Origin of the sequence: Halomonas sp. MS1 (assembly GCF_024182575.1) — a bacterium.
Lineage (GTDB): Bacteria > Pseudomonadota > Gammaproteobacteria > Pseudomonadales > Halomonadaceae > Vreelandella.
The window spans coordinates 3,005,250-3,028,584 of record NZ_CP098926.1; the positions used below are offsets into that span (position 1 = coordinate 3,005,250).

Here is a 23,335-nt window from a genome sequence, read left to right on the forward strand (position 1 = left end):
CGCAGCTACCGCGGCTCTGCATCTTGATGGCGCGTCTTATGCGCTGCCAAGCGCCTCTTTCACCAGCGCTGCGCTGGTCGCGTTCATGGGTAGTGCCAGAGCAAGTGCATGTGCTTGGGGGGACATCTTGCCCCAGGTTTTTTGCACAATACGCACCATATGGTCGTGCTCGACCTTGCGGGAGAAATCCGCGAAGTAATTTTCCAAGAACACCAGGCAGGCGCAATCTTCCAGCGCTTGCACATCGGCATCGCGGCCAAGACCTTTCTTGCGGATAAGCGTTGCGGTTCGTTCGGCGTCTGCAGCGCTATAGCCAGCGTCACGCATCAGTTGGGCAGTGGTATCGCCCGCGCGCTCACCCTGATCGCGACGCCAGGTTAAATAGCCTATGCGTCCTTCAGGGTAATCGCTGCGCGGCACAAGCCAGCGCTGGAGATGCTGGGCGCGTACCGCCAAACGCAGCAGTTCGGCAGGGGCAGATTGCAACTGCGCTAACCAATGGCTCATACGCTGGGCGTAGGCAAGCTCCTGGGGCAGGGGTGTACCATCGGTAAGGGTGGTTTGGCGCGGATCTTGGGCGTGAAGCGCATCAATGGCCGTTAGAGTTTGTTCAAACGCAGAGGGCATAAGAGCTCGCATGATTAGGGAAGATTAACGACATGCTAGCAGGTTAGCGCCAGGCCATAAAAAAAGCGCCCGCTGCACAAAGGCAGCAAGCGCTAAAGTAACATTCATAAAGAAGTCTATGCGCGGTTGTTGTTATAAACCTCTTCGTTTAGCTCGCCTTCGCTTTTCCCCACCAGGGTCGTGACCATCAAATCACCCGCCACGTTTACGCTGGTGCGGGCCATATCCAGAATACGGTCGATACCGGCAACCACCGCAATCGCTTCCAGAGGAAGGCCAATTTGTGCCATTACAATCGACAGCATTATAAGACCCGCGCCGGGAACGCCCGCGGTGCCAATTGAGGCCAGCGTGCCGGTGGCCACAATCATGCCGTAATCCATCATGGTTAGATCGGTGCCGGTCATTTGGGCAATAAACAGCACGACTACGCCTTGGTAAAGCGCTGTGCCATCCATGTTAATCGTCGCGCCCACGGGTAGCACAAAGCCAGAAACGCCCTCTGAAACCCCTAGGTTTTTTTGCGCGCAGCGAATCGACACCGGTAGCGTGCCAGCAGACGAGGCAGAGGAGAACGCCACCACAATGGCATCCAAGCTGCCTTTCAGGTAGCGCACAGGGTTCAAGCGGCCAAGTAGTGAAATAAACCCAGAGTAAATTACCAACACATGCAGAATGCAGGCGAGATATACCACGCCAATCAGCTTGGCCAGCGGCAGCAGGATTTCTAAGCCGTACTGGCCCGAAACGTGAGCGATTAAGCCAAATACACCAAAGGGCGCAAAGGCCATCACAATGCCGGTGAGCTTGTACATAGCTTCAGCAAAGCTATCGAAAACCTTCATAACCGGCTCGCCTTTTTCGCCAATCAGCGTTAGCGAAATACCTAAGCCAATGGCAAATACAATAATCTGCATAATGTTGCCATTAGCCAGGGCATCGAGAGGGTTGCGCGGCACCAAGTTAACCAGAATAGAAATCAGAGAGGGGGCTTCGTTTGCAGTCACTTCTGTATCGAAGCTTAAATCGACGCCTACCCCTGGCTGTAACAAGGTGGACAGCAGTAGACCGATGCTGATCGCAAAGGCCGTCGTCACCAAATACAAGGTAATAGTACGCGCACCAATGCGACCCATTTTTTGCGGGTCACGCATTGAGGTAATACCGACTACTAGCGTCGAAAACACTAGCGGTACAATCAGCATCATTATGGCATTAATGAAAATATCGCCGAGCGGCTTAAAGACACTGGCGGTTTCACCTAGTAACGCACCGGCTAAGATCCCCAGTGCCAACCCCGCCAAAATTTTTTTCCACAGCGCGATTCTACTCCACCAAGAAAACTTTCCCTTTTTTGCTGTTTCCTGCACTACGCTTCTCCTGTTTAACATCCATTATTAGTGATTCGCGCTGCAAATCGGCGGGCACTCTATCACTTTGGGCTAGTGAGCCAAGGTTTTTATGCCGATTGGTAATAGCGTATGCAGGGGAGCGGGAGTTTTGTGCAGTAAACGTTCGGAAGGAATCTTTCTTGGAGATGTGAACCCCTAATTCTCGTTTTCCAACCTGCTTTTCATAACTTGCTGTATTAGGTAATAACTCGCTGGCGCTCCCCCATAGCTCCCCGCCGTGCTTTTGCCTACAATAGGCCTCTTTCATCACGGGCGATGTACGCCGTGTTCCACTGATTTCAGGCCAAGGGATAACTCATGCTCGATCCGAAACTGCTGCGCGGTGATCTTGATGCGGCTGCGCAACAACTGGCCCGGCGGGGCTTCGAACTTGATAAAGCGGCACTGCAAGCGCTGGAATCGCGCCGTCGTGAGTTGCAAACCCAGACCGAGCAGCTGCAAAACGAGCGCAATATGCGTTCAAAAGCGATTGGCAAGGCGAAGGCTAGCGGTGAAGATATTCAGCCGTTGCTGGATGAAGTGAGCGATTTAGGCGAGCGCCTGGATAAAGCCAAGAAAGAACTGGCTGAGGTGCAGGAAGAGTGGGATGACGCTATCAGTGGTATTCCCAATCTTCCTCATGAAAGCGTGCCTGAAGGCAAAAGCGAAGACGATAATGTTGAGCTTCACCGCTGGGGTACGCCGCGTGAGTTTGATTTTGAGGTGCTGGATCACGTGGATCTTGGTAAGAAATCGGGTTATCTCGATTTTGAACTGGCGGCTAAGCTGACTGGCGCTCGCTTTGCGGTAATGCGTGGGCCGATTGCGCGTCTGCATCGGGCACTGGCGCAATTTATGCTGGATACGCAAACTCAGCAGCATGGTTACGAAGAGTGCTATGTGCCGTACATGGTGAATCGCGATTCGCTGATGGGCACCGGCCAGCTGCCAAAATTTGGCGAAGATCTGTTTAAACTTAACGACGAGCGGGAATACCACCTAATTCCGACGTCGGAAGTGCCACTAACTAACTTTGTGCGTGATGAGATTGTCGATCAGGCGGCGTTGCCAATGAAGTTGACTGCCCATACGCCTTGTTTCCGCAGCGAAGCAGGTTCTCATGGGCGCGATACCCGCGGCATGATTCGTCAGCATCAGTTCGATAAAGTTGAAATGGTGCAGATTGTTGAGCCAGAAAAGAGTTATGAAGCACTGGAAGAGATGCGTGGCCATGCTGAAGCAATTCTGCAGGCGTTGGAGTTGCCTTACCGCGTAGTCACGTTATGTACCGGTGATATGGGCTTTGGTGCGGCGAAGACCTACGACTTGGAAGTTTGGTTACCTAGCCAAGAAACGTATCGGGAGATTTCTTCAGTCTCTAACTGTGAGGATTTCCAGGCGCGGCGCATGCAAGCTCGCTTCCGCCACCCAGACGCTAAAAAGCCGCAGTTGTTACATACATTGAATGGTTCAGGTTTGGCAGTGGGGCGTTGCCTGCTGGCGGTGCTTGAAAACCACCAGCAGGCGGATGGCTCTATTGCTATTCCTGAGCCTCTCCAGCATTACTTGGGCGGTCTTGAGCGTCTTGCCCTCTAATTGCCCACACGACGTTGACCTCGGCATCGATACGAATGGTGCCGGGGCGATAGTCGCTAGCGGAACCACTGCCCATGGAATCGCTCTCAGCGCGCATGGCCATCATGCGGGGCTGGAAGACGGGAGCTTGGGCTTCTTCAATGCGCTGTACTTGACCAAGGCTTACGCCTAGGGTGCTGGCCATTAGGTCCGCTTTATGGCGGGCTTTCTCTAGTGCTTTGGTCAGCGCTTCATCGGTAGCGGCGTTGCGGTCTTGAAGATCAAACTGAACGCCGTCTAGCGTGTTCACGCCAGCACTTATCATGGCGTCAAGCACCTCGCCCAACTGATCTATATCGGTAAGCTCAATACTGAAAGGGCGCTCTAAGCGGGTGCGCATTAACGTTTCACGCTCACCATCATCGTTGCGCGGGCCGGCGACGTGCTCAGGATAAACATTGAGTGACCCTGCATTGATGGCGCGCTGCTCAATGCCAATGTCTTCCATGGCCTTAATTAGCTCACTGGCACGATTTTCCAGTCGTTCGCGTGCGTCGCTCAGTTCGCCGCTGTCGGTATCTTCCAGCGTGGAAACCGCGGGAGTATTTTCCCACAGCCGTGCGGACAGAGTGGCTTTATCGGGCTCTACTTCCACCCATGATTGGGCTTGGACCTGTAAGCTAGGCGGGGTAGTGGGAGCAGCATGAGCCGTAGACGTTGCCAGAAGGGCGAGCAGTGCGCTGCCAAGCACGCCGTAGCGCAAGCGTTTTAGCTGTGGTGTTACTAGGTTCATAAGTCACTTCCTTACTGATCGAGCCAATGTTTAATGTTAACTAACTTATACTGTGACGCTGCTTGGAAGGGCAAAGCGCAATAAAGTTCACTGGCTAAGAGTCGATGCAAAGCAATTGCTTAATGTTGTCATGGTTTGTGCAATATTGTGCGAGCGGCCATGATATCTGGATAACACGCTAAGGAAAGGGCAATGTCGAAATTATCGGATGAGGATTATCGTAGCATCCCCTTAAATGCGACCCTGGCGCTTGCTGCACTAGTCGTTATTGTGGCGGGTATGAAGGCCGGGGCGGATCTTTTGGTTCCTCTGCTACTGTCAGTATTTATTGCTGTTGTATGTACGTCGCCTGTGCAGTGGCTGCATCGTTGTGGCCTCAGTAGGGGAGCTTCTGCTTTTTTAACGCTGATGGTGCTATTGGGCTTTATTTCCTTAATTGGTTTGCTGGTGGTCAACAGCTTTAGCACCTTTGTTCAGGTGCTGCCAGATATCGAGTCGCGCTTGTATGAGCACTATTGGGCTTTGCTCAACGCGCTCTCCAGCCGTGGGCTAGCCATTAATCCTGATCAGCTTAGCAATATGCTTGCTATGGAGGACGATGGGTCGTGGGTGGCAACGTTGTTAGGCGAGCTCGGCAATCTCTTTATGCAAGGCAGTATTATTGGGCTGTTAGTTATTTTCATGCTGTTTGAGACGCTTAATTTCCGAGATAAAGTGTCCCGCGCTCTTGAGAACCCAGCGCCAAGCCTAAAGCGGTTTAGCGAGTTTAGTTTAACGCTGAAACGCTATCTAGCAGTGAAGACCGTTATTAGTTTGGCCACCGGGGTACTCGTATGGCTCTCTTGCTTGATAGTGGGAGTGGAGTTTCCGTTGCTGTGGGGGGTATTGGCTTTTGCGCTTAACTTTATCCCTAATATCGGCTCGGCTTTGGCGGCGATTCCTCCCGTACTGCTATTGTTAGTATCTCAAGATGGCGGAGTATTACAGGCGCTGTTACTCGCATCCGCCTATTTGGTGATTAATTTTGTTTTGGGTAACTTGATTGAGCCGCGAGTGATGGGGCAAGCGCTGGGGCTATCTACCTTCGTGGCGTTTCTTTCGTTGGTTGTGTGGGGGTGGATCTTTGGCGCTACGGGGATGTTGTTGTCGGTCGTATTGACGATGACATTAAAAATCGCCTTGGATAGCCATCCTCAGACTCGCTGGATTGCTCATTTGCTGGGGCCGGGAGGGCAGCGTCGAACGCGTCTTGGTGATGCACGTCGTCCGCCTTGGAAGCGTCGAGAATAAAGGGAGCGTTTAGGATGGGAAGTGCAGAGAGTTACCGCTGGCAGTGCCAGCGGTAGCGTTCGCGCGCGTTAGGCGTTTTGATCGATAAATTGGGTCAGCTGGGATTTAGACTGTGCACCTACCAGCGATGCCACTTTCGTGCCCGACTTAAATAACATCACTGTCGGAACGCCGCGCACACCTTGTTCTGCAGCAATTTCAGGCGCATCGTCAACGTTCACGCTAACCACTTTCAGGTTATCACCACGTTCGGCGGCAACTTCATCAACCACAGGTGCCATTACTTTACAGGGACCGCACCAGGGGGCCCAAAACTTCAGTAGGACTGGCTGTTCGGCGTTGAGGACTTCTTGCTCAAAATTGGCGTTGGTGACATCAACATTGTTAGCCATCTGTTTCTCCCGTTTGCGTTGCTCTTGCTGTTTCGTTGCCTCAAATGGAGCAACGGTCATTACGCGTTTTACTAGCGCACTTCACCGCGCCAAGTTGGCAGATGTTAGCGGGCGAAGAAGGTGCTGGCAAATTTCCTATGACGTTTAGACAACCATTATGAAAAATTTTGAGGTGTTCGTAACGGCTATTTTTTATACTATAAGTGAATTATAAGAGAATTTTTTATTCAAAATTGTATGTATGAGGCGTGTCGCCCCCCGCGTATTGCACCTTTTGGTGCTTCGCGGGTGGTGCAAGTTAGCAGCGGCGCGAGGATGCGCTTCAACGTGCTTCCTGCATAGATAATAAGGTGAGGATATGAAGCTACAGCAACTTCGCTATATCTGGGAAGTCAATCGACACAACCTGAATGTGTCAGCCACCGCGCAGAGTTTGTTTACCTCGCAGCCGGGTATTTCCAAGCAGATACGCTTGCTTGAAGATGAGCTAGGTGTGGAGATTTTTGCACGTAGCGGAAAGCACCTTACCCGCGTAACGCCTGCAGGGCTGTCTATCATTGAGCTGGCAGGTCAGGTGTTGAAGCTGACCGAAAACATCAAACAAGTCGCCCAAGAGCACAGTGACGAGCGCCGGGGGAGTTTGTCGATTGCTACTACTCATACTCAGGCGCGCTATGCACTACCTCCTATCATCAGCGAGTTTACCCTCAAGTATCCTGATGTTGCCCTACATATGCAGCAGGGCACACCCAAGCAAATCGCTCAGATGGTTAGCGAAGGTCAGGCCGATTTTGCAATTGCCACTGAATCGCTAGAGCTATTCACCGACTTGGTGTTGTTACCTTGCTACCGCTGGAATCGCTGCGCTTTAGTACCTAAAGACCACCCACTGGCATCGATAGACAAGCCGCTGACGCTTCAAGCGTTGGCCGAACATCCTCTCGTTACTTATGTGTTTGGGTTTACCGGCCGCTCGCAGTTAGATGATGCGTTTAAAGCACAGGGACTTACGCCCAATGTGGTGTTAACGGCCGCTGATGCTGATGTGATTAAAACCTATGTGCGACTGGGCATGGGGGTTGGTATTGTCGCCCAAATGGCGGTTGATCCGGTGCTAGATGAAGACTTGGTCGCATTGGACGCCAGCCATCTCTTCGCGAGTTCTACGACTAAGATTGGGATTCGTCGTGGCACTTTTATGCGTGGCTACATGTACGATTTTCTCGTACGCTTTGCACCTCATCTTACCCGGGACCTGGTAGACGAAGCCTTGTTGGCTGGCCCACGTTTTGAGCATGAGTTGTTTGAGGGAGTAGAGCTTCCTGAGCATTAGGAGCGTAGTGGGTGAATAGCGCTTGACGTGGGTGTCTGGGCGCTATTCACCGTTCTCTGCCTAATCAGTGCTGTAAGTGCAGGCCACACTCACGTTTGTCTTCTACCTTGGTGGGGTCGAAGTAGTCGAAGTTGTTGGGCAGGTCGTGTGCCTCAAGATAGTAGTACATATCTTTTGCTGTCCACTGCAGCAGCGGGGCAATTTTTAATAAGCCATCGCTGTTACGGCTGGCAGGCTGCATTTTAGCCCGCTCTGGGGTGTCCTCTGCCCGCAGGGCTGTGAACCATACATCCGGCTGCATTTCCCGCAGGGCACGCTCAAACGGCTCAATCTTTACTTCTTGAGTGAAGGCTGCGTGACGTGGGTCGTCAATGCTGGGCATTGCCCCCTCTAGCGCTTCGCGGTGAGCACGGGTTCGCTGCGGAATAAAGCTGACCATGTTTAGGTTCAGCCGCTGGATTAAGGCATCGGCGAATTGGATAGTGGCCTCAGTGTTATAGCCACTATCCATCCATACGATGGGTATGTCTGGGCGTGCCTGAGTGACCATATGCAGAATCACCGCCTCAAACGGCCGGAAATTGGTTGTGCAAATAGGCCGCTCGCCTTGGCTAAGCGCCCACTTGATAAGCTCTTGGGGATTATTGGCAAAATCACGGTTAATGCTGTCAAGCGCTGAAGACATGCTGCCTCCTGTCATAAGGTCGAGTATGACACTAGGCTATCAAAGAGAAGGGGCTTAGCCCCAATACCGTTTGGTTTGGCTTTTATATTCCTTTTTGATGTAAGAATTTTGTTATTTATTCCAAAGCGCCGATTAGATGACGGATTTTATCCAGTGTTTCTGTGTACTCCTCGTCTGCTCTAGAGTCGGCGACTAATCCTCCGCCGCCCCAAACATGTAGCTTGCCTGCATCTGCCACCATGGTGCGTATCGCAATTGATGTGTCCATGCTGCCCCGTTTATCAATGTACCCCAGGCTTCCGCAATAGACACTGCGTTGGCAAGGCTCCAACTCGTCGATAATTTGCATGGCGCGTATTTTAGGCGCGCCAGTAATAGAGCCGCCAGGAAACGCTGCTGTCAGCAGAGATAGCGGTGAGCGATGTTTGGCGAGCTGACCTTGAACCACGCTTACCAGGTGATGCACGTTGGGGTAGCTCTCTAACTGACATAGCTGCGGTACACGAATAGACCCAGGAGCGCATACGCGTCCCAAGTCATTGCGCAGCAAGTCAACAATCATGACATTTTCCGCGCGGTCTTTCGTGCTGCTTAATAGCTGTTCCGCTAGGGTGATATCCTCCTCCGGCGACTTACCACGTGGTCGCGTGCCTTTGATTGGGCGCGTTTCCACTCGCCCGTCTTTACACTGGATAAAGCGTTCGGGGGAAAGCGAGAGTACCGCCTGGTTTTTCCATGCCATAAAGCCTGAGAAGGGCGTTGGCGTTGCCTTGCGAAGGCGTAGGTAAGCCTGCCATTCATCGCCTTCATAGCTCGCTGTAAACCGCTGAGCAAGGTTAATTTGATAGCAGTCGCCGGCGCGAATGTAGTGCTGAACAGTGTTAAAACGTTCGGTGTAATCCGCTTGGCTTAGCTCGCCATGAAAGGGGCTGGTTAAGTGAAAGTCTTTAGCAACACTGGCAGGTGGCTGAGCTAGCCATTTCATGACCTGCTGTTGGCGAGTTGCTGTTGCAATGAGCCATGTTGCCTGCTTTTCGTGATCAAAGGTAATGCACCAGTCGTAAAGCCCCAAACGTGCCAATGGCAGATTAGTAACATTGGGGTGGCGGCTGGAAATCGCGAGGTTATTACGTCCTAGGTCATAACTCCAATACCCCATCAGGCCGCCTAAAAAAGGCAGCTCGCTGGGGAAATCTGTGCTGGGTAGCTGTTCAAGCATCCATTGCTGCTGGGCGGTCATATCTCCAGCGAGTGCCGAGGGAAGGTCCAGCTGCGTTGAAGTGAAGTTAGTTTGTCCATCAGGCATGACTTCTAGTGTAGCTAACGGATCACTGCTGATAATGTCGTAGCGCCCGTTTGCTGATGGGCGGCCGCTATCAAGTAATACCGCACCATGACGCTTTCGCAGGTGAGCAAAGATCTCCAGGGGAGTAGGAGAGTAGGGCAGGGCTTTAATGGTCAACGCCGATGTCATGGAGCAAACGCCAGGCCGATGGAAGGCATCGCATTCTAGAGGTCGTTAATAGATGACACCAGTGTTAACCACTGACGCCTTTCTCACGGTAGGTTAAACACGGTTAACGGAAAGAGCATGATTGTTGACATTAGCCCAAGAATAAATGGCTGGGTTACACGAAAGGTGAATAAAATCGACCATTTTGACTAGTTGACGGCACAAATGTGGCGGGCTAAAGTTCTCCTACCTCATAATTGTCGACAATTAGCCATGACCTCACTTGCTACTCTTTCTCGTTCTAAAGCTGATTCGCCCAGTGATCAGACCTCACCAGAAGTCCGAACGCTGGCTGAGCGGGTCTTTCACCAGCTTCAAGACGCTATCGTACGTGGAGAGCTGGCGCCGGGCAGCAAAATTACCGAGCCGGGGCTTTCTAAAACGTACGGTATCTCTCGCGGTCCGTTGCGCGAAGCCATGCGGCGTTTAGAAGCGCACCGTCTAATTGAGCGTGTTCCTCACGTTGGCGCTCGCGTTGTCAAACTCTCTATGAAAGAGCTGCTTGAGTTGTTTGATGTGCGCGAAGCGCTTGAGAGCATGGCAGCCCGCTTGGCTGCTGAGCATATGTCTGCCGAGGAGATTAAAGGGCTGCGTGAGGTGTTGGCCCTTCACGAAGGCCAGGCAGATCTCAAGCGTGGCGAAGCTTACTATCAGCGCGAAGGCGATCTCGACTTCCACTATCGCATTGTTCAAGGCAGCCATAACAAAATGCTGATGAACCTGCTTTGCGATGATCTCTACTACTTAGTGCGTCTTTACCGTACCCAGTTCAGCGCCAGCGGTAAGCGGCCCCAGCTCGCCTTTGTCGAGCACCATCGTATTGTAGATGCCATTGAAGCCGGAGATGCCGAGCTAGCGGAGTTGCTGATGCGCCGCCACGTTAGCGCTTCCCGAGCCAACGTCGCCGACCGTTACGCTGCTGTTCTTGAACAACAATCAACGTCATCAGCGGATTAGTTCGTTACGCCTATCCGCCAAGCCTTTTAAAGGAGCAATGCCAATGTCCACTTCATCTACTCTCACGCCAGGTGCTCGCTTTCGTGCTGCGCTAGACGCGAACCGCCCTCTACCGATTCTAGGCACGATTAACGCGTATACCGCGATGATGGCCGAGCGAGTAGGCCACCAAGCGATTTATCTGTCGGGCGGCGGCGTGGCTAACGCGTCTTTTGGCTTGCCGGACTTGGGTATGACCAGCATGAACGACGTGGTGGAAGATGCACATCGTATCTGCGGCGCTACCGATCTTCCGCTGCTGGTAGATATCGATACGGGCTGGGGCGGTGCTTTTAATATTTCGCGTACCGTTAAAGAGATGCAGCGCGCAGGCGTTGCTGCGGTTCACCTGGAAGACCAAGTGGCTCAAAAGCGCTGCGGCCACCGCCCGAATAAAGCCATTGTGTCCCAGCAGGAAATGGTTGACCGCATCAAAGCTGCGGCAGATGCCAAGCTTGATCCCGATTTCTATCTAATTGCGCGTACCGATGCGTTCCAGAAAGAGGGCTTAGACGCCGCTATCGAGCGTGCTAATGCCTGTGTGGAGGCGGGTGCGGATGCAATCTTCGCCGAAGCCGTGCACACCCTGGATGATTATCGTGCGTTCTGTTCGCGCGTGAATGCGCCAATACTGGCCAACATCACTGAGTTTGGCGCAACGCCGCTGTTCTCTCAGCAGGAGCTGGGCGAGGTGGGGTGCCGCATGGTGCTCTATCCGCTATCGGCCTTCCGCGCTATGAATGCTGCCGCATTGAAGGTGTATCAGAGCATTTTAGATAACGGTCATCAAAAAGAGGTGGTCGATACCATGCAGACTCGCGATGAGCTGTACGACTTTTTAAATTATCACGATTTCGAGCAAAAGCTCGACGCGCTATTTGCTGAGCAGAAAGACGCTTAATAGCCGTTAACATTATCAATACTAAAACATATAAAAAGAGCTAACAGGAGACACGACATGGCTGACAAACCGCAAAACAGCGCAGGACTCCGTGGTCAAAGCGCCGGTGCTACAGCGCTGTGTACGGTGGGTAAAACGGGTTCCGGATTAACCTACCGTGGTTTTGATATCAAAGAGCTGGCCGAGAAGGCGAAGTTTGAAGAAGTCGCGTATTTATTACTGAAAGGCAAGCTGCCCAATCAAGCCGAGCTTGATAGCTACATTACCAAGCTGAAGGGGCTGCGTGGCTTACCCGATGCTTTGAAAACCGTACTGGAGCAAATTCCCAAAGATGCGCACCCGATGGATGTTATGCGCACCGGTACCTCCATGCTGGGTAACCTGGAGACAGAAGAGAGCTTTGACCAGCAGCAGGATGTTTCTGATCGACTGCTAGCGGTACTGCCCTCAATTATTTGCTACTGGTACCGTTTTAGCCACGACGGCGTTCGTATTGATACTGAAACCGACGATGCCTCGGTAGGTGGTCACTTCTTGCATATGCTGCGCGGCGAGCCCGCTTCTGAGCTGCATGCGCGGGTTATGAACGTATCGCTGATTCTATACGCCGAGCATGAGTTCAATGCGTCAACGTTCACGGCGCGGGTTTGCGCCTCGACGCTTTCCGATATGCACTCCTGTGTTACCGGCGCAATTGGCTCGTTGCGTGGCCCGCTACATGGCGGTGCTAACGAAGCGGCCATGGCGATGATCGAGAACTGGGCTTCGCCGGAAGAAGCTGAGCGTGAAATGCTTGGTATGCTTGAGCGCAAAGAGAAAATCATGGGCTTTGGTCATGCCATTTATCGCGAGTCTGACCCGCGTAATGAAATTATCAAAGAGTGGTCGAAGAAACTTTCTGAAGACGTTGGCGACAGCGTGCTTTATCCCGTTTCTGTGCGCTGCGAAGAAGTCATGTGGCGCGAGAAGAAGCTTTTCTGCAATGCGGACTTCTTCCATGCCAGTGCTTACCACTTCATGGATATTCCGACCAAACTGTTCACGCCAATCTTCGTCATGTCCCGTTTAACGGGATGGGCAGCGCATGTGTTTGAGCAGCGCGCCAATAACCGCATTATTCGCCCCAGCGCCGACTACACTGGTCCTGAGAAGAGCGAGTGGGTGCCCATCGAAGCGCGTGACTAACCCTTAACGGGCCGTGATTAAGTGAGAGGCATTATGAACACGAATTATCGTAAGCCGCTGCCAGGCGTGACGGCAGAGGGTGCTCCGGTAGATTACTTCGACGCGCATCAAGCCGTTGAAGATATCAAGCCCGGCGCCTACGCGACGCTGCCCTACACGTCCAGAGTGTTGGCTGAGCAGTTGGTACGCCGCTGCGATCCAGCGCTGTTAACCGATGCACTGAAACAGCTCATCGAGCGCAAGCAAGATTTGGATTTTCCTTGGTACCCGGCACGCGTTGTATGCCATGACATCCTGGGGCAGACCGCGCTAGTCGATCTTGCTGGCCTAAGGGATGCCATCGCTGAGAAGGGCGGTGATCCGGCTAAAGTGAATCCTGTGGTACCTACACAGCTGATTGTTGATCACTCATTGGCCGTTGAGCACGCTGGGTTTGAGAAAGACGCGTTCGAAAAAAACCGCCAGGTGGAAGATCGCCGTAACGATGACCGCTTCCATTTCATTAACTGGACCAAAGTGGCATTTGAGAACGTTGATGTTATTCCTCCGGGTAACGGCATTATGCACCAGATCAATCTGGAAAAAATGTCGCCGGTGGTGCAGTGCCGCCCTGATGAGCAAGGCGTGCGTATTGCTTATCCAGATACCTGTGTGGGCACCGATAGCCACACGCCGATGGTTGATGCGCTGGGTGTTATTTCCGTTGGTGTGGGTGGTCTTGAAGCCGAAAGTGTGATGCTGGGCCGTGCTTCGATGATGCGTCTGCCGGATATCGTAGGTGTAGAACTCTCTGGCAAACTGCAGCCAGGCATTACCAGCACCGATATGGTGTTGGCGATTACCGAGTTTCTACGTAAAGAGCGCGTCGTCGGTGCCTACCTGGAGTTTTACGGAGAAGGTGCCGACGCGTTAACCGTAGGCGACCGGGCGACCATTTCCAACATGACGCCAGAGTACGGCGCCACGGCGGCGATGTTCTACATCGACAACCAAACCATTGATTACCTCAAGCTCACGGGGCGTGAGGATGAGCAGGTTGCTCTGGTTGAAGCCTATGCCAAGCACACAGGGCTATGGGCCGATAGTCTAAAAACTGCTGAGTATGAGCGGATACTGCGCTTTGATCTTTCAAGCGTTAATCGCACCTTGGCAGGGCCTTCCAACCCTCATGCTCATTTGCCCACCTCGGAGCTGGCCCAGCGCGGTATCGCGATCGACTTGGATAAAGCAAGGGCCGACGAGCAAGCAGGTAGAATGCCAGATGGTGCGGTGATTATCGCCGCGATTACCAGCTGCACGAATACCTCTAACCCGCGCAACATGGTGGCAGCTGGCTTAATTGCTCGTAATGCTAACCGCTTAGGGTTAACCCGCAAACCGTGGGTGAAATCGTCGCTGGCGCCGGGATCGAAAACCGTCAAGATGTATCTGGAAGAAGCCAAGCTGATGGATGAGCTGGAAACACTTGGCTTTGGTGTCGTGGCGTACGCCTGTACGACCTGTAACGGCATGTCCGGGGCGTTAGATCCGGTCATCCAGAAAGAAATTATCGACCGTGATCTATACGCCACAGCGGTACTTTCCGGTAACCGTAACTTTGACGGGCGCATTCACCCCTATGCGAAGCAGGCATTTCTGGCATCACCGCCCTTAGTGGTTGCCTATGCAATTGCTGGCACGATTCGCTTTGATATTGAGAAAGACGTACTGGGCACCGACCAAAACGGAAACCCCGTCACGCTAAAAGATATCTGGCCCGACGATAGCGAAATCGATGCGATTGTGAAGGCTTCCGTGAAGCCAGAGCAGTTCCGTCAAACCTATATCCCGATGTTCGACCTCGACAAGAGCGCGCGCGTTCAGGTCAGCCCGCTTTATGAGTGGCGGCCTCAGAGCACTTATATTCGTCGGCCTCCCTACTGGGAAGGCAATATGGCTGCCGAACGTGGTTTGAAAGGTATGCGTCCGTTGGCGATTTTGCCGGACAATATCACCACCGACCATTTGTCGCCTTCTAACGCGATTATGCTGGACAGCGCAGCAGGTGAGTATCTACACAAGATGGGCTTGCCTGAGGAGGACTTTAACTCCTACGCGACCCACCGTGGCGATCATTTAACTGCCCAGCGGGCGACGTTGGCGAACCCCAAGCTGTTCAATGAAATGGTCCACGACGAGCAGGGCAATGTGCTGCAGGGGTCGTTGGCACGGGTTGAGCCAGAGGGCACCGTGACGCGGATGTGGGAAGCCATTGAGACGTATATGGCGCGTAAACAGCCGCTGATTATTATTGCCGGTGCGGATTATGGCCAGGGCTCCTCACGTGACTGGGCGGCGAAAGGTGTTGCGCTAGCGGGTGTTGAAGCCATTGTGGCCGAGGGCTTTGAGCGTATTCACCGTACCAATTTAATTGGTATGGGCGTGATGCCGCTGCAGTTTGAAGAGGGCACCACACGTAAAACCTTGGCGCTGGACGGTACGGAAGTCTTCGACGTAGAGGGCACTCCTCAGCCGCGCACCAAGCTAACGCTGGTTATTCATCGTCAAAATGGTACCACTGAACGTGTGCCGGTGATCTGCCGTATTGATACCGCCGAAGAGGTCACGATTTACTCTGCCGGTGGGGTCTTGCAGCGTTTTGCCCAAGACTTTCTTGAGTCCACCACGGCTTAGCCAAATTGGCGTGTAACGTAGCGCCAAGGCGATTAATGAAAGAGCCCGTCGCTAAGCGCCGGGCTCTTTTTTCGGCATGCGATTAGTGAACATGGTCATTGATAATCGACATTGAGAATGTTCAGGCATCGTCATTGAAAATGGTTAGGGAGCGTTATTTATGTCTCATGTTGGACAAATTAGTATTCCTGCGACGTATATGCGCGGTGGCACCAGTAAGGGGGTGTTTTTCACCTTGGACAACTTGCCCGAGGCGGCAAGAGTGCCGGGCGAGGCGCGAGATAAACTGCTGATGAGGGTGATTGGTAGCCCAGACCCCTATGAAAAGCAGATCGATGGGATGGGAGGGGCGACATCCAGCACTAGTAAAACGGTTATTCTTTCCAAGAGCGAGTCCGCGGATCACGATGTGGACTACCTGTTTGGCCAGGTTTCAATTGATAAGCCGTTTGTGGATTGGAGCGGCAACTGCGGCAACTTATCGGCAGCAGTAGGCCCTTATGCGATTGCTAATGGGTTAGTTGACCCCGCCAAAATACCGCAAAACGGTGTCGCTGAAGTACGTATTTGGCAGGTCAATATCAGTAAAACCATTATCTCTCAAGTGCCTATTGTTAATGGACAGGTGCAGGAGACCGGCGATTTTGAGCTAGATGGTGTGACCTTTCCTGCGGCTGAGATTCCTGTGGCCTTTATGGATCCTGCGGATGGTGAAGGGGCAATTTTCCCAACCGGGAACTTGGTTGATGACATGGAAGTGCCCGGGGTTGGCGTTTTAAAAGCGACGCTGATTAATGCGGGTATTCCCACCGTGTTTGTTAACGCCCAGGACATAGGCTATACCGGTTGTGAACTGCAGGAAGCAATTAACAGCGATGCCAAAGCACTCGTCATGTTCGAGACCATTCGTGCCCATGCTGCGGTGCGTATGGGATTGATTAAGCATGTTGATGAAGCGGTCAGCCGGCAGCACACGCCGAAGGTGGCTTTCGTTGCCCCGCCAGCCAGCTATACGGCGTCCAGTGGTAAAGCGGTGAGTGCGGAAAACATCGATCTTGTGGTAAGGGCGCTTTCCATGGGTAAGCTGCACCACGCAATGATGGGTACCGCAGCGGTTGCCATCGGCGCGGCAGCAGCCATTCAAGGCACGTTAGTAAATTTAGCCGCAGGTGGTGAGGAGCGTGAAGCGGTGACCTTTGGGCATCCTTCTGGCTCGTTGCGTGTAGGTGCAAAAGCAAGCCTGACTGATGGGCGCTGGCAGATTGATCAAGCTGTCATGAGCCGCAGCGCGCGGGTGTTAATGGAAGGCTCTGTACGCATACCCGGTGATAGCTTTTAAAGAGTATTCGCGCGTGAATGCTAGGTGACGCCTTGCCGCCGTTTTGGGAATGCCCTAAACGGCGGCTTCAGCCTAGAGAGATGTAAGTTTTATACTTATCTTTGCTTTAGCAGTTTACTCTTCAATCGCTACTTGCTCGCGCATACGATCAACAGTGGCGGGGCCAATGCCGCTAACGCGGGTGAGATCATCTACATTAGCAAATGCGCCATTATTTTCGCGCTCTTCTATAATAGCGGCCGCACGGCTGGGTCCGATACCAGGTAACTCAGCAAGCAGCTCAGCATCCGCTGTATTCACATTAATAGGCGCGATGTCTTGTGCCAATGCAAGGCCCGAAACCCCTAAGCTTAGGCTCAATAGCAGTGCAGCCAATAGTCCTTTTAGCGTTATTTTCATTGTTAATATCCTCATAGATTTCCCTAAAGCCGCCTTTCCCATCGGTTGTTGTACTTGGAGTGATAGGCTGTGGCGGTTTGCGTATGCAAAAAGGTTGACTGTTCCTTCAATACCTTTTGCCTTAATTAAACTAATACGTTTATAGGAGGTAGGCTGTAAGACATTAACGATGGTGTTTGTAAGATTTTTGCTCTCTGATAATGGTTAATCACTTACACAGCGGGGTCGGGATGGCTGTTATAATGCTGTCAAATGAAAAATGGAGTTAAGCACAGTGTCTACTGATACCCCGTTGATTATCGCGTTGGATTATTCCTCTCTTGATGCGGCTTTATGCATGGCAGATCAGCTTGACCCTAAGCGCTGCCGGGTAAAGGTGGGTAAAGAGTTGTTTACGCGCAGTGGCCCTGCGGTACTGGAAGCCTTGCATGGGCGTGGTTTTGAAATTTTTCTAGACTTAAAATTTCATGACATTCCCAATACGGTGGCAGGCGCGGTGCAGGCGGCAGCTGAGCAAGGCGTATGGATGGTTAACGTGCATGCTTCGGGCGGGCGCAAGATGATGGAAGCGGCCGCTAAGCGTTTAGATGATCATGGGCTAAGTACACATCTTATTGCCGTTACGGTGCTAACCAGCATGCAAGCTGAGGATCTGCATGAGGTAGGCATAGCTGCGACGCCGGAAGAGCATGTATTGCGTTTAGCCGCATTAACTCAGCAGAGTGGATTAGGCGGTGTTGTCTGTTCAGCCCAAGAGGCGGCGCAAATCAAGGCGCTGTGTGGCGACGACTTTTTGAAGGTAACTCCTGGAATACGCCCTAGCTTTGCTGCGGCTAATGACCAACAGCGTATTATGACACCCAGTGATGCGATGCGTGTTGGCAGTACGCACTTAGTGATTGGGCGACCGGTAACACAGGCGGAAGAGCCAATGATGGCGCTAGCAGCCATAGAAGCTGAGCTGGCTGACTGACGGTAATCATCGCTTATTCGCCATCTACCCCGGTAATAGGTTTAATGGTGCCCCAGCGGCGGCAGCTAGGGCACTGCCATGCCAGGCTGTCGCTGGCAAAGCCGCAGCGGCGGCAGCGATGGCGGGCTTTGCCCTCTAAAAGGGCATTGGTGTGGTGCTTAAGTAACAGCAAACGCGTGTCTGGCGGAGTTTTTCCACTCAAACGTTGGCTTTCATGATAAAGATCGATTAAGTAATCGAGTCCCCCCAGGCTGGGTGCCTCCCTTAGCCACTCTCCCGTTTGCTCAATAGCACTATCTACGCCATCTCTTTGATGAACGAGCTCTCCGAGGGCGATAATAATGCTGGTGTACGGTGCTTGTCCCAGCAGTCGATAAAGATGCGTTTCAAACCCTTGAATGTCGTTATTACGCTCATAGGCATGCTGGAGGGTGGGCAGCATGGTGGGGATGTGGGCAATATCCTGCTGGGGAATATGGTTTAGGCGCTCAATGGCACGTGTGTAATGCCCATTATCCATCTCCAGCTCAGCAAGTAGTAACGTCGCGCGGACGCATCGCTCATCCAATTGAAGTGCTTTTTTTAAGTGCTTACGGGCGATCGCGCGACTTGCTTGATGTATCTCCTGCTGGGCGAGTTCACATAGCCAGTGAGCAGCAGGTCGTTGCATGCCGGGCTGTTGCTTGAACAGTGATTGAGCCACGTCGAGTGCTTCTTGCCAGTCTTTTTCGCGCTCAAGCAAATCAATCAGTAGCCGCTTGGCTTCCTGGCGATAGGTGTCATTGTCTGATTTATCCAGCAGCGCTCTCAGCATTCGCTGAGCTCGGTCGTGAACGCCTAACGCCATAAAGTCACGTGCTAGCTCAAGCTGCACATGTTCGTTAGTGCTGGTGGAAAGGGCAGGGCGAGCAAGTAGGTTTTGATGAATGCTAACGGCTTTGTCTGCTTCACCGCGTGCGCGAAACAGCTTACCTAGCGCTATGTGGGTTTCCACAGTATCGCTGTTAACATCCAGTGCATTGACAAACGTATTGATAGCTTCGTCGGGCTGCTCATTGAGCAGGTAATTCAGCCCGACAAAGTACTCTCTCGATAAACCAGATGGGCGAGAGTCGTGAGTGCGCTGGCGGCGGCGGGAAGCGTGACGAACACCCAGGCCAAAGCCGATGGCAATGGCTGCCAGTAGAACGCCTAGCAGCACGACATCATACATTTAAGCCAGTTCCTTAAGCTCCTGAGTGCGTAAGCGGTCTAGCTCTTTGCGCTGTTGCTTATTGTGTCGTTCACTTCGTGCTAGCTGCGCTTTAAGGCGCACGTAAACACCTAGCATGGCAAGCATGCCTAAGATAACGCCGAAAGTTAACGTAGCTAGCAGCCAGACAGAGAGTGACACAGGCGGCAGTTCTGCCCAAATTAGGTTTAAGGCAATGGTTTGTTGGTTGTTGACGGCAAATAAAATGCCCACCAGTAGAACAACCAGCAATATGACGGCCAGAATCAGCCCTTTGATCCAACGCATGAGAGTTTCCTAGTCAGTGACGTTCATAATGGCTCTATTGTGTATGAGTCGTGGCGCGGCGTCATCCCACATAAAGTCGGATAACAAGATCAAAAGAGCCTTGCTATTGGCAACGCCGAGGTTATGTAGCCTCGGTTAGCTCATTAATAGCCAAGTGCGCGGCTTGCATCTACCTGTTCGCGCAACTCTTTGCCCGGTTTGAAGTGCGGCACATACTTGCCGTCCAAGTCGACCGGGTCTCCTGTTTTAGGGTTGCGCCCGACACGAGGCTCTCGGTAGTGTAGCGAAAAGCTGCCGAACCCCCGGATCTCAACCCGTCCCCCGCTAGCAAGAGCATCGGTCATATCGTCTAAAATAATACGCACCGCCGTTTCTACTTCTTTGGCGGATAGCTCCGGTTGACGCATCGCAATTTGTTCGATTAGTTCAGATTTGGTCATCGGTTGGCTCCCTGCGAACTTTAATGGCCGTGACGCGCTTGCGACCTCGATAACAACAGAGTCAGCATACTGCGCATAACAGGATAAAACAATTCAGATAAAACAAGGTACTAGAATGAATATCAGCATAGGCGAAGTGAGGCGCTGGCGCGACCCTGTGGCTTAGGTATACTGGCGACTCATTTTGTAACTGGAGAGGCTGACGTTGAACGACGATACTTCCCCTGCAGCCATATTGCGTAAACGGCTTTATTGGCACTCTCGCCGTGGCATGTGGGAGCTTGACCTGCTGCTGATACCGTTTCTTGAACACCGCTTTGATGAACTGAGTGAAGATGAGCAGTTGGCCTATCAGCGCTTAATTGAGGAAGAGGATCAAGATCTCTTTGGATGGTTGATGCGTCGTGAATGGCCCGAGGAGCCATCATTAAAGCGCATCGTGCAGATGATCGTAGAACATGCAGAAAATACCGATAACTCTGCTTATCGCACGCTCTAAAATCCAGTGCGCTTTTCACGCATTCTTGGCATTCGGGGTGTGTGCGGTGACAGCATGGCTTATTAGCCCATGGGTAGCGTTGCTTGTGGCAGTAATCGCGATACTGTTGCTGAGCCGTGAGTATCGCTATCAACCCATGGGAGAGTTAAGAGTTTCAAAAAGCGGCCATCACTTAAGTGCGCAGTGGTTATCGGAAGAGGGTGAGCTTGAAAACGAACAGCCTGTTAATGCTGATTACGTGGGCCCTTGGTTAATCGGGCTCCGTGTCGGGCCGCAGCGGCTTTGGTTGTGGCCAGATAGTTTGCCTGCACACAGTCAGCGTTCGCTGCGGCGCTTATGCCATCGTCCCGGGCGATAGCTGATCAAGTGACATCTCCGAAGCCGCTGTATTTTCCTGGTGCTCAGGCCAGTCGATAGAGTAATGCAGTCCTCGTGATTCATGTCTTTGAAGTGCCGCCAATACCGTCAGCTTTGCAAGCCACAGTGCTTGCTGTAAACGCACGCTTTCAGGGTGGCTGCGCTTGTCTGCGGTGCCTTCAAAAGCGTTGTTAGAGCCACTCTTAGAGCTGTCAGCAACACCGTCAAGACTGTCGTTTAAAATGTCGTTAAGCTGCGTCTCAAGTTCGTTCAGCTTATGGTGAGCGATAGTTAGCCCCTGATTGCTGCGAACAATCGAAACGTGCTGACTCATTGTTGCCCGCAGTTCGCTACGTATAGCCGCCAGGGCTTCCAAGGAAGTGGATGACCACTGCTGGCCTAGCAGCGGCATTGTATCGGGGGTATCGCTAAGAGTCTCTTTAGGTGCAACTGGCCGTGTTTGTGCGCGTTTTTCCTGCGTGAGTAAGTGCTTTGCGCAGCTCCTGGCGTATACCAGACACTCCAATAGTGAGTTGCTAGCCATGCGATTTGCGCCATGTAGGCCTGTGTAGGCAAGCTCACCAACCGCATAGAGATTGGTGACGTGAGTTGCACCGCGGTGGTCTGTGGCAACACCGCCACAGCTGTAATGAGCGGCAGGCACTACTGGAATGGGTTGGCGGGTTATATCAATTCCCCGAGAGGCGCAGTGTGCCAAAATAGTAGGGAAATGGTGGCGAATAGCGGCTGCTCCAAGGTGGCTGATATCTAGCCACACATGCCCTTGGCTGCTTTGTTGGATTTGCGAATCGATTGCTCGAGCAACGACGTCTCTGGGAGCCAGCTCAGCGCGAGAATCGATATCGGGCATAAACCGATGACCCGCCTCATTTAGCAGGTGCCCGCCTTCTCCTCGTACGGCTTCGCTAATTAAAAAAGCAGGTCCTTCTGGGTCAAACAGACAGGTAGGATGAAACTGCTGAAACTCAAGATTCATCAGTTTTGCGCCCAGTTCAGCGGCCATCACCATGCCTTCCCCGCTGCTGGGCGATGGGGTGGTGGTGTGTCGATAAAGGCCACTTGCACCGCCTGTTGCTAGTACGATGTGCTTGGCAAGCAGTGTTTGTCGATGCTGCTGTTGATCTACGCCTTCCGCGCCAATACAGCGGCCTGTGGTATCGCTGATTAAGTGCAGGATGGTTAAGTCGCTGCGCTGAGTAATATTGGGGTGAGAAGTGACTTTTTCGTACAGCGTATCGACTACCGCGCGTCCAGTTGCATCGTCAGCATGAATAATGCGACGTGCGTTGTGACCGCCTTCCCGTGTTAAATGATAAGGGTAGCGGGCGCTCGGGTCTGGATCCGGTGTAAAGGGGACGCCGTTGTCGATTAGCCACTGAATGGCATCTGGGCCGTGTGTCACGGTAAATCGAACAGCCTCTTCATCACATAGGCCATCACCAGCAATGAGCGTATCTCGCACATGGGCGTCCAGATCGTCGTCTGGCGAGAGTACGGCGGCTATTCCACCCTGCGCCCAGCGGCTGGCTCCTTGGTCATCCAGAGCGGGCCTAACCAGGGTTACCGAAAGGTGGTCAGCAACTTCAAGGGCTAAAGTTAGGCCGGCGACGCCGCCGCCGATGACAAGTACGTCGGATGTTGGCGAGCTCATGGGGCCGGATCCTCTTTTACATTCAAACGCAGTAGGTGCTAAATGCTTCGCGTGCTGTAGACAGCAGAGGAAGGCATCATAGCGTGACTGTTGTCACTTGGCGATGAGGGTCTGTGAAAAATTGCTTTCAGCGCATATAGATAGCGGCTAAGCGCTCTAGTGCGATATTTAAGAGAGGGCAAGCTATTTGACGATCGGATACAACAGGATGGGTAAAAAAGAGGGGTAATCAAAAAATTGAAGAGCCTTGTAAGAAGCACAAAAAAGCTTCTCTAGTGCTCTTAAAACAAGATGGGAAACGTTTGCTGCTGAAAGAGGGGGAGGTGCTAATTAAATATGGTGCCCGGAGCCGGACTTGAACCGGCACGGAGTTGCCTCCGAGAGATTTTAAGTCTCTTGCGTCTACCAATTTCGCCATCCGGGCAGTGCATCGTAGGAATATTGCTATTCATCGCCACACTTAATGGAGGCTGGAGTCGGAATCGAACCGGCGTACACGGAGTTGCAGTCCGCTGCATAACCACTCTGCCATCCAGCCTAACAAGTCGTTGGAGCGAGAAAGTAGATGCGATCGGACTGGCGTTCCAGCTCACGACCTTCTCTTGCTTTACTACGCTATCCAAGTTGGAGCGGGAAAGGAGATTCGAACTCCCGACCCTCGCCTTGGCAAGGCGATGCTCTACCACTGAGCTATTCCCGCTCGACTCGAGGGCGAATTATACGCATCGCTACGCGCTTGTCAATTAATGAATTTGTCTGAAGGTTCAGTCGTCTAGAGAGTCG

General features: G+C 52.5%; 22 protein-coding genes and 3 tRNA genes. 11 read left to right on the forward strand and 14 right to left on the reverse strand.

Annotation, left to right across the window (positions count from 1 at the left end; all coding sequences use genetic code 11):
• Positions 1-36 precede the first annotated feature (36 nt).
• Both NF683_RS13675 and NF683_RS13680 read right to left on the reverse strand, forming a co-directional pair.
• Positions 37-627, reverse strand: a complete 591-nt coding sequence (locus tag NF683_RS13675) for a DUF4202 domain-containing protein (protein ID WP_089038612.1) — start codon at positions 625-627, stop codon at positions 37-39.
• A gap of 116 nt (positions 628-743) precedes the next feature.
• Positions 744-1,997 carry a dicarboxylate/amino acid:cation symporter gene (locus NF683_RS13680; protein ID WP_089038611.1) on the reverse strand — a complete coding sequence of 418 codons (1,254 nt, stop codon included), beginning with the start codon at positions 1,995-1,997 and terminating at the stop codon, positions 744-746.
• A gap of 339 nt (positions 1,998-2,336) precedes the next feature.
• Here NF683_RS13680 and serS point away from each other — a divergent pair, with 339 nt between their 5' ends.
• Positions 2,337-3,614 carry a serine--tRNA ligase gene (serS, locus tag NF683_RS13685; RefSeq protein ID WP_089038610.1) on the forward strand — a complete coding sequence of 426 codons (1,278 nt, stop codon included), beginning with the start codon at positions 2,337-2,339 and terminating at the stop codon, positions 3,612-3,614.
• On the opposite strand, the gene NF683_RS13690 is transcribed toward serS, so the two are convergent.
• The gene (locus NF683_RS13690; RefSeq protein WP_089038609.1) at positions 3,559-4,386 is read right to left on the reverse strand and encodes an SIMPL domain-containing protein; all 828 of its coding nucleotides are present in this window, start codon (positions 4,384-4,386) and stop codon (positions 3,559-3,561) included. The genes serS and NF683_RS13690 overlap by 56 nt on opposite strands.
• Positions 4,387-4,578: 192 nt before the next feature.
• Between NF683_RS13690 and NF683_RS13695 the strand changes: the two genes are divergently transcribed.
• Positions 4,579-5,676 (forward strand): AI-2E family transporter, encoded by a 1,098-nt coding sequence (locus NF683_RS13695; RefSeq protein WP_089038608.1) that lies wholly within the window; start codon positions 4,579-4,581, stop codon positions 5,674-5,676.
• Between the two features lie 68 nt (positions 5,677-5,744).
• Here NF683_RS13695 and trxA read toward each other — a convergent pair whose 3' ends face one another.
• Entirely contained in the window at positions 5,745-6,128 is a 384-nt protein-coding gene (gene trxA, locus NF683_RS13700; RefSeq protein WP_009722702.1) for a thioredoxin, read from the reverse strand.
• A 298-nt stretch (positions 6,129-6,426) separates the two neighbouring features.
• On the opposite strand from trxA, the gene cysB reads away from it, so the two are divergent.
• Positions 6,427-7,401 carry an HTH-type transcriptional regulator CysB gene (gene cysB / locus NF683_RS13705; RefSeq protein WP_089038607.1) on the forward strand — a complete coding sequence of 325 codons (975 nt, stop codon included), beginning with the start codon at positions 6,427-6,429 and terminating at the stop codon, positions 7,399-7,401.
• 64 nt (positions 7,402-7,465) lie between these two features.
• On the opposite strand, the gene NF683_RS13710 is transcribed toward cysB, so the two are convergent.
• Together NF683_RS13710 and pabB are read right to left on the reverse strand one after the other, a co-directional pair.
• A complete protein-coding gene (locus NF683_RS13710) occupies positions 7,466-8,086 on the reverse strand; it encodes a phosphoadenosine phosphosulfate reductase domain-containing protein (RefSeq protein WP_253920246.1) in 621 nt (206 codons plus the stop codon).
• A gap of 115 nt (positions 8,087-8,201) precedes the next feature.
• Positions 8,202-9,560: an aminodeoxychorismate synthase component I gene (pabB, locus tag NF683_RS13715; protein ID WP_089038605.1), complete on the reverse strand. Its 1,359-nt coding sequence runs from the start codon at positions 9,558-9,560 to the stop codon at positions 8,202-8,204.
• Positions 9,561-9,812: 252 nt separating this feature from the next.
• Between pabB and NF683_RS13720 the strand changes: the two genes are divergently transcribed.
• From NF683_RS13720 to prpF, 5 genes are all read left to right on the forward strand, one after another.
• Positions 9,813-10,556: a GntR family transcriptional regulator gene (locus NF683_RS13720; RefSeq protein ID WP_089038604.1), complete on the forward strand. Its 744-nt coding sequence runs from the start codon at positions 9,813-9,815 to the stop codon at positions 10,554-10,556.
• A 43-nt stretch (positions 10,557-10,599) separates the two neighbouring features.
• Complete coding sequence (prpB, locus tag NF683_RS13725; protein WP_226912621.1) at positions 10,600-11,496, forward strand: methylisocitrate lyase; 897 nt, start codon at positions 10,600-10,602, stop codon at positions 11,494-11,496.
• A 57-nt stretch (positions 11,497-11,553) separates the two neighbouring features.
• A complete protein-coding gene (gene prpC / locus NF683_RS13730) occupies positions 11,554-12,681 on the forward strand; it encodes a bifunctional 2-methylcitrate synthase/citrate synthase (RefSeq protein ID WP_253920247.1) in 1,128 nt (375 codons plus the stop codon).
• Between the two features lie 33 nt (positions 12,682-12,714).
• Entirely contained in the window at positions 12,715-15,354 is a 2,640-nt protein-coding gene (acnD, locus tag NF683_RS13735; RefSeq protein WP_089038601.1) for a Fe/S-dependent 2-methylisocitrate dehydratase AcnD, read from the forward strand.
• 160 nt (positions 15,355-15,514) lie between these two features.
• Positions 15,515-16,693 (forward strand): 2-methylaconitate cis-trans isomerase PrpF, encoded by a 1,179-nt coding sequence (gene prpF / locus NF683_RS13740; protein WP_253920248.1) that lies wholly within the window; start codon positions 15,515-15,517, stop codon positions 16,691-16,693.
• A 114-nt stretch (positions 16,694-16,807) separates the two neighbouring features.
• Here prpF and NF683_RS13745 read toward each other — a convergent pair whose 3' ends face one another.
• Positions 16,808-17,092 (reverse strand): ComEA family DNA-binding protein, encoded by a 285-nt coding sequence (locus NF683_RS13745; RefSeq protein ID WP_089038599.1) that lies wholly within the window; start codon positions 17,090-17,092, stop codon positions 16,808-16,810.
• 274 nt (positions 17,093-17,366) lie between these two features.
• Between NF683_RS13745 and pyrF the strand changes: the two genes are divergently transcribed.
• Positions 17,367-18,065: an orotidine-5'-phosphate decarboxylase gene (gene pyrF / locus NF683_RS13750; protein ID WP_253920249.1), complete on the forward strand. Its 699-nt coding sequence runs from the start codon at positions 17,367-17,369 to the stop codon at positions 18,063-18,065.
• 13 nt (positions 18,066-18,078) lie between these two features.
• On the opposite strand, the gene lapB is transcribed toward pyrF, so the two are convergent.
• The 3 genes from lapB to NF683_RS13765 all read right to left on the reverse strand — a co-directional run bounded on the left by lapB (position 18,079) and on the right by NF683_RS13765 (position 20,024).
• Positions 18,079-19,278, reverse strand: a complete 1,200-nt coding sequence (gene lapB / locus NF683_RS13755) for a lipopolysaccharide assembly protein LapB (protein WP_193068228.1) — start codon at positions 19,276-19,278, stop codon at positions 18,079-18,081.
• Positions 19,279-19,584, reverse strand: coding sequence for a lipopolysaccharide assembly protein LapA domain-containing protein (locus NF683_RS13760; protein ID WP_038482879.1), 306 nt, complete (start codon positions 19,582-19,584; stop codon positions 19,279-19,281).
• A gap of 143 nt (positions 19,585-19,727) precedes the next feature.
• Complete coding sequence (locus NF683_RS13765) at positions 19,728-20,024, reverse strand: integration host factor subunit beta (protein WP_009722715.1); 297 nt, start codon at positions 20,022-20,024, stop codon at positions 19,728-19,730.
• A gap of 205 nt (positions 20,025-20,229) precedes the next feature.
• On the opposite strand from NF683_RS13765, the gene NF683_RS13770 reads away from it, so the two are divergent.
• Positions 20,230-20,523, forward strand: a complete 294-nt coding sequence (locus tag NF683_RS13770) for an FAD assembly factor SdhE (RefSeq protein ID WP_009722716.1) — start codon at positions 20,230-20,232, stop codon at positions 20,521-20,523.
• A 46-nt stretch (positions 20,524-20,569) separates the two neighbouring features.
• Positions 20,570-20,881, forward strand: a complete 312-nt coding sequence (locus tag NF683_RS13775; protein WP_253920250.1) for a hypothetical protein — start codon at positions 20,570-20,572, stop codon at positions 20,879-20,881.
• Here NF683_RS13775 and nadB read toward each other — a convergent pair.
• The 4 genes from nadB to NF683_RS13795 form a co-directional block, all read right to left on the reverse strand.
• Positions 20,858-22,552 (reverse strand): L-aspartate oxidase, encoded by a 1,695-nt coding sequence (gene nadB / locus NF683_RS13780; RefSeq protein ID WP_253920251.1) that lies wholly within the window; start codon positions 22,550-22,552, stop codon positions 20,858-20,860. The genes NF683_RS13775 and nadB overlap by 24 nt on opposite strands.
• A 337-nt stretch (positions 22,553-22,889) precedes the next feature.
• Positions 22,890-22,976, reverse strand: a tRNA-Leu gene (locus NF683_RS13785).
• A 40-nt stretch (positions 22,977-23,016) separates the two neighbouring features.
• Positions 23,017-23,090 (reverse strand) — tRNA-Cys (locus NF683_RS13790).
• Between the two features lie 87 nt (positions 23,091-23,177).
• Positions 23,178-23,252, reverse strand: a tRNA-Gly gene (locus NF683_RS13795).
• Positions 23,253-23,335 lie beyond the last annotated feature (83 nt).

Excerpts from the sequence above, each read along its gene's own strand:
- NF683_RS13675 (WP_089038612.1), bottom strand. The coding sequence starts at position 627 with ATGCCCTCTGCGTTTGAACAAACTCTAACGGCCATTGATGCGCTTCAC.
- serS (WP_089038610.1), top strand. The coding sequence starts at position 2,337 with ATGCTCGATCCGAAACTGCTGCGCGGTGATCTTGATGCGGCTGCGCAA.
- NF683_RS13690 (WP_089038609.1), bottom strand. The coding sequence starts at position 4,386 with ATGAACCTAGTAACACCACAGCTAAAACGCTTGCGCTACGGCGTGCTT.
- NF683_RS13695 (WP_089038608.1), top strand. The coding sequence starts at position 4,579 with ATGTCGAAATTATCGGATGAGGATTATCGTAGCATCCCCTTAAATGCG.
- trxA (WP_009722702.1), bottom strand. The coding sequence starts at position 6,128 with ATGACCGTTGCTCCATTTGAGGCAACGAAACAGCAAGAGCAACGCAAA.
- cysB (WP_089038607.1), top strand. The coding sequence starts at position 6,427 with ATGAAGCTACAGCAACTTCGCTATATCTGGGAAGTCAATCGACACAAC.
- NF683_RS13710 (WP_253920246.1), bottom strand. The coding sequence starts at position 8,086 with ATGTCTTCAGCGCTTGACAGCATTAACCGTGATTTTGCCAATAATCCC.
- pabB (WP_089038605.1), bottom strand. The coding sequence starts at position 9,560 with ATGACATCGGCGTTGACCATTAAAGCCCTGCCCTACTCTCCTACTCCC.
- NF683_RS13720 (WP_089038604.1), top strand. The coding sequence starts at position 9,813 with ATGACCTCACTTGCTACTCTTTCTCGTTCTAAAGCTGATTCGCCCAGT.
- prpB (WP_226912621.1), top strand. The coding sequence starts at position 10,600 with ATGTCCACTTCATCTACTCTCACGCCAGGTGCTCGCTTTCGTGCTGCG.
- prpC (WP_253920247.1), top strand. The coding sequence starts at position 11,554 with ATGGCTGACAAACCGCAAAACAGCGCAGGACTCCGTGGTCAAAGCGCC.
- acnD (WP_089038601.1), top strand. The coding sequence starts at position 12,715 with ATGAACACGAATTATCGTAAGCCGCTGCCAGGCGTGACGGCAGAGGGT.
- prpF (WP_253920248.1), top strand. The coding sequence starts at position 15,515 with ATGTCTCATGTTGGACAAATTAGTATTCCTGCGACGTATATGCGCGGT.
- NF683_RS13745 (WP_089038599.1), bottom strand. The coding sequence starts at position 17,092 with ATGAAAATAACGCTAAAAGGACTATTGGCTGCACTGCTATTGAGCCTA.
- lapB (WP_193068228.1), bottom strand. The coding sequence starts at position 19,278 with ATGTATGATGTCGTGCTGCTAGGCGTTCTACTGGCAGCCATTGCCATC.
- NF683_RS13760 (WP_038482879.1), bottom strand. The coding sequence starts at position 19,584 with ATGCGTTGGATCAAAGGGCTGATTCTGGCCGTCATATTGCTGGTTGTT.
- NF683_RS13765 (WP_009722715.1), bottom strand. The coding sequence starts at position 20,024 with ATGACCAAATCTGAACTAATCGAACAAATTGCGATGCGTCAACCGGAG.
- nadB (WP_253920251.1), bottom strand. The coding sequence starts at position 22,552 with ATGAGCTCGCCAACATCCGACGTACTTGTCATCGGCGGCGGCGTCGCC.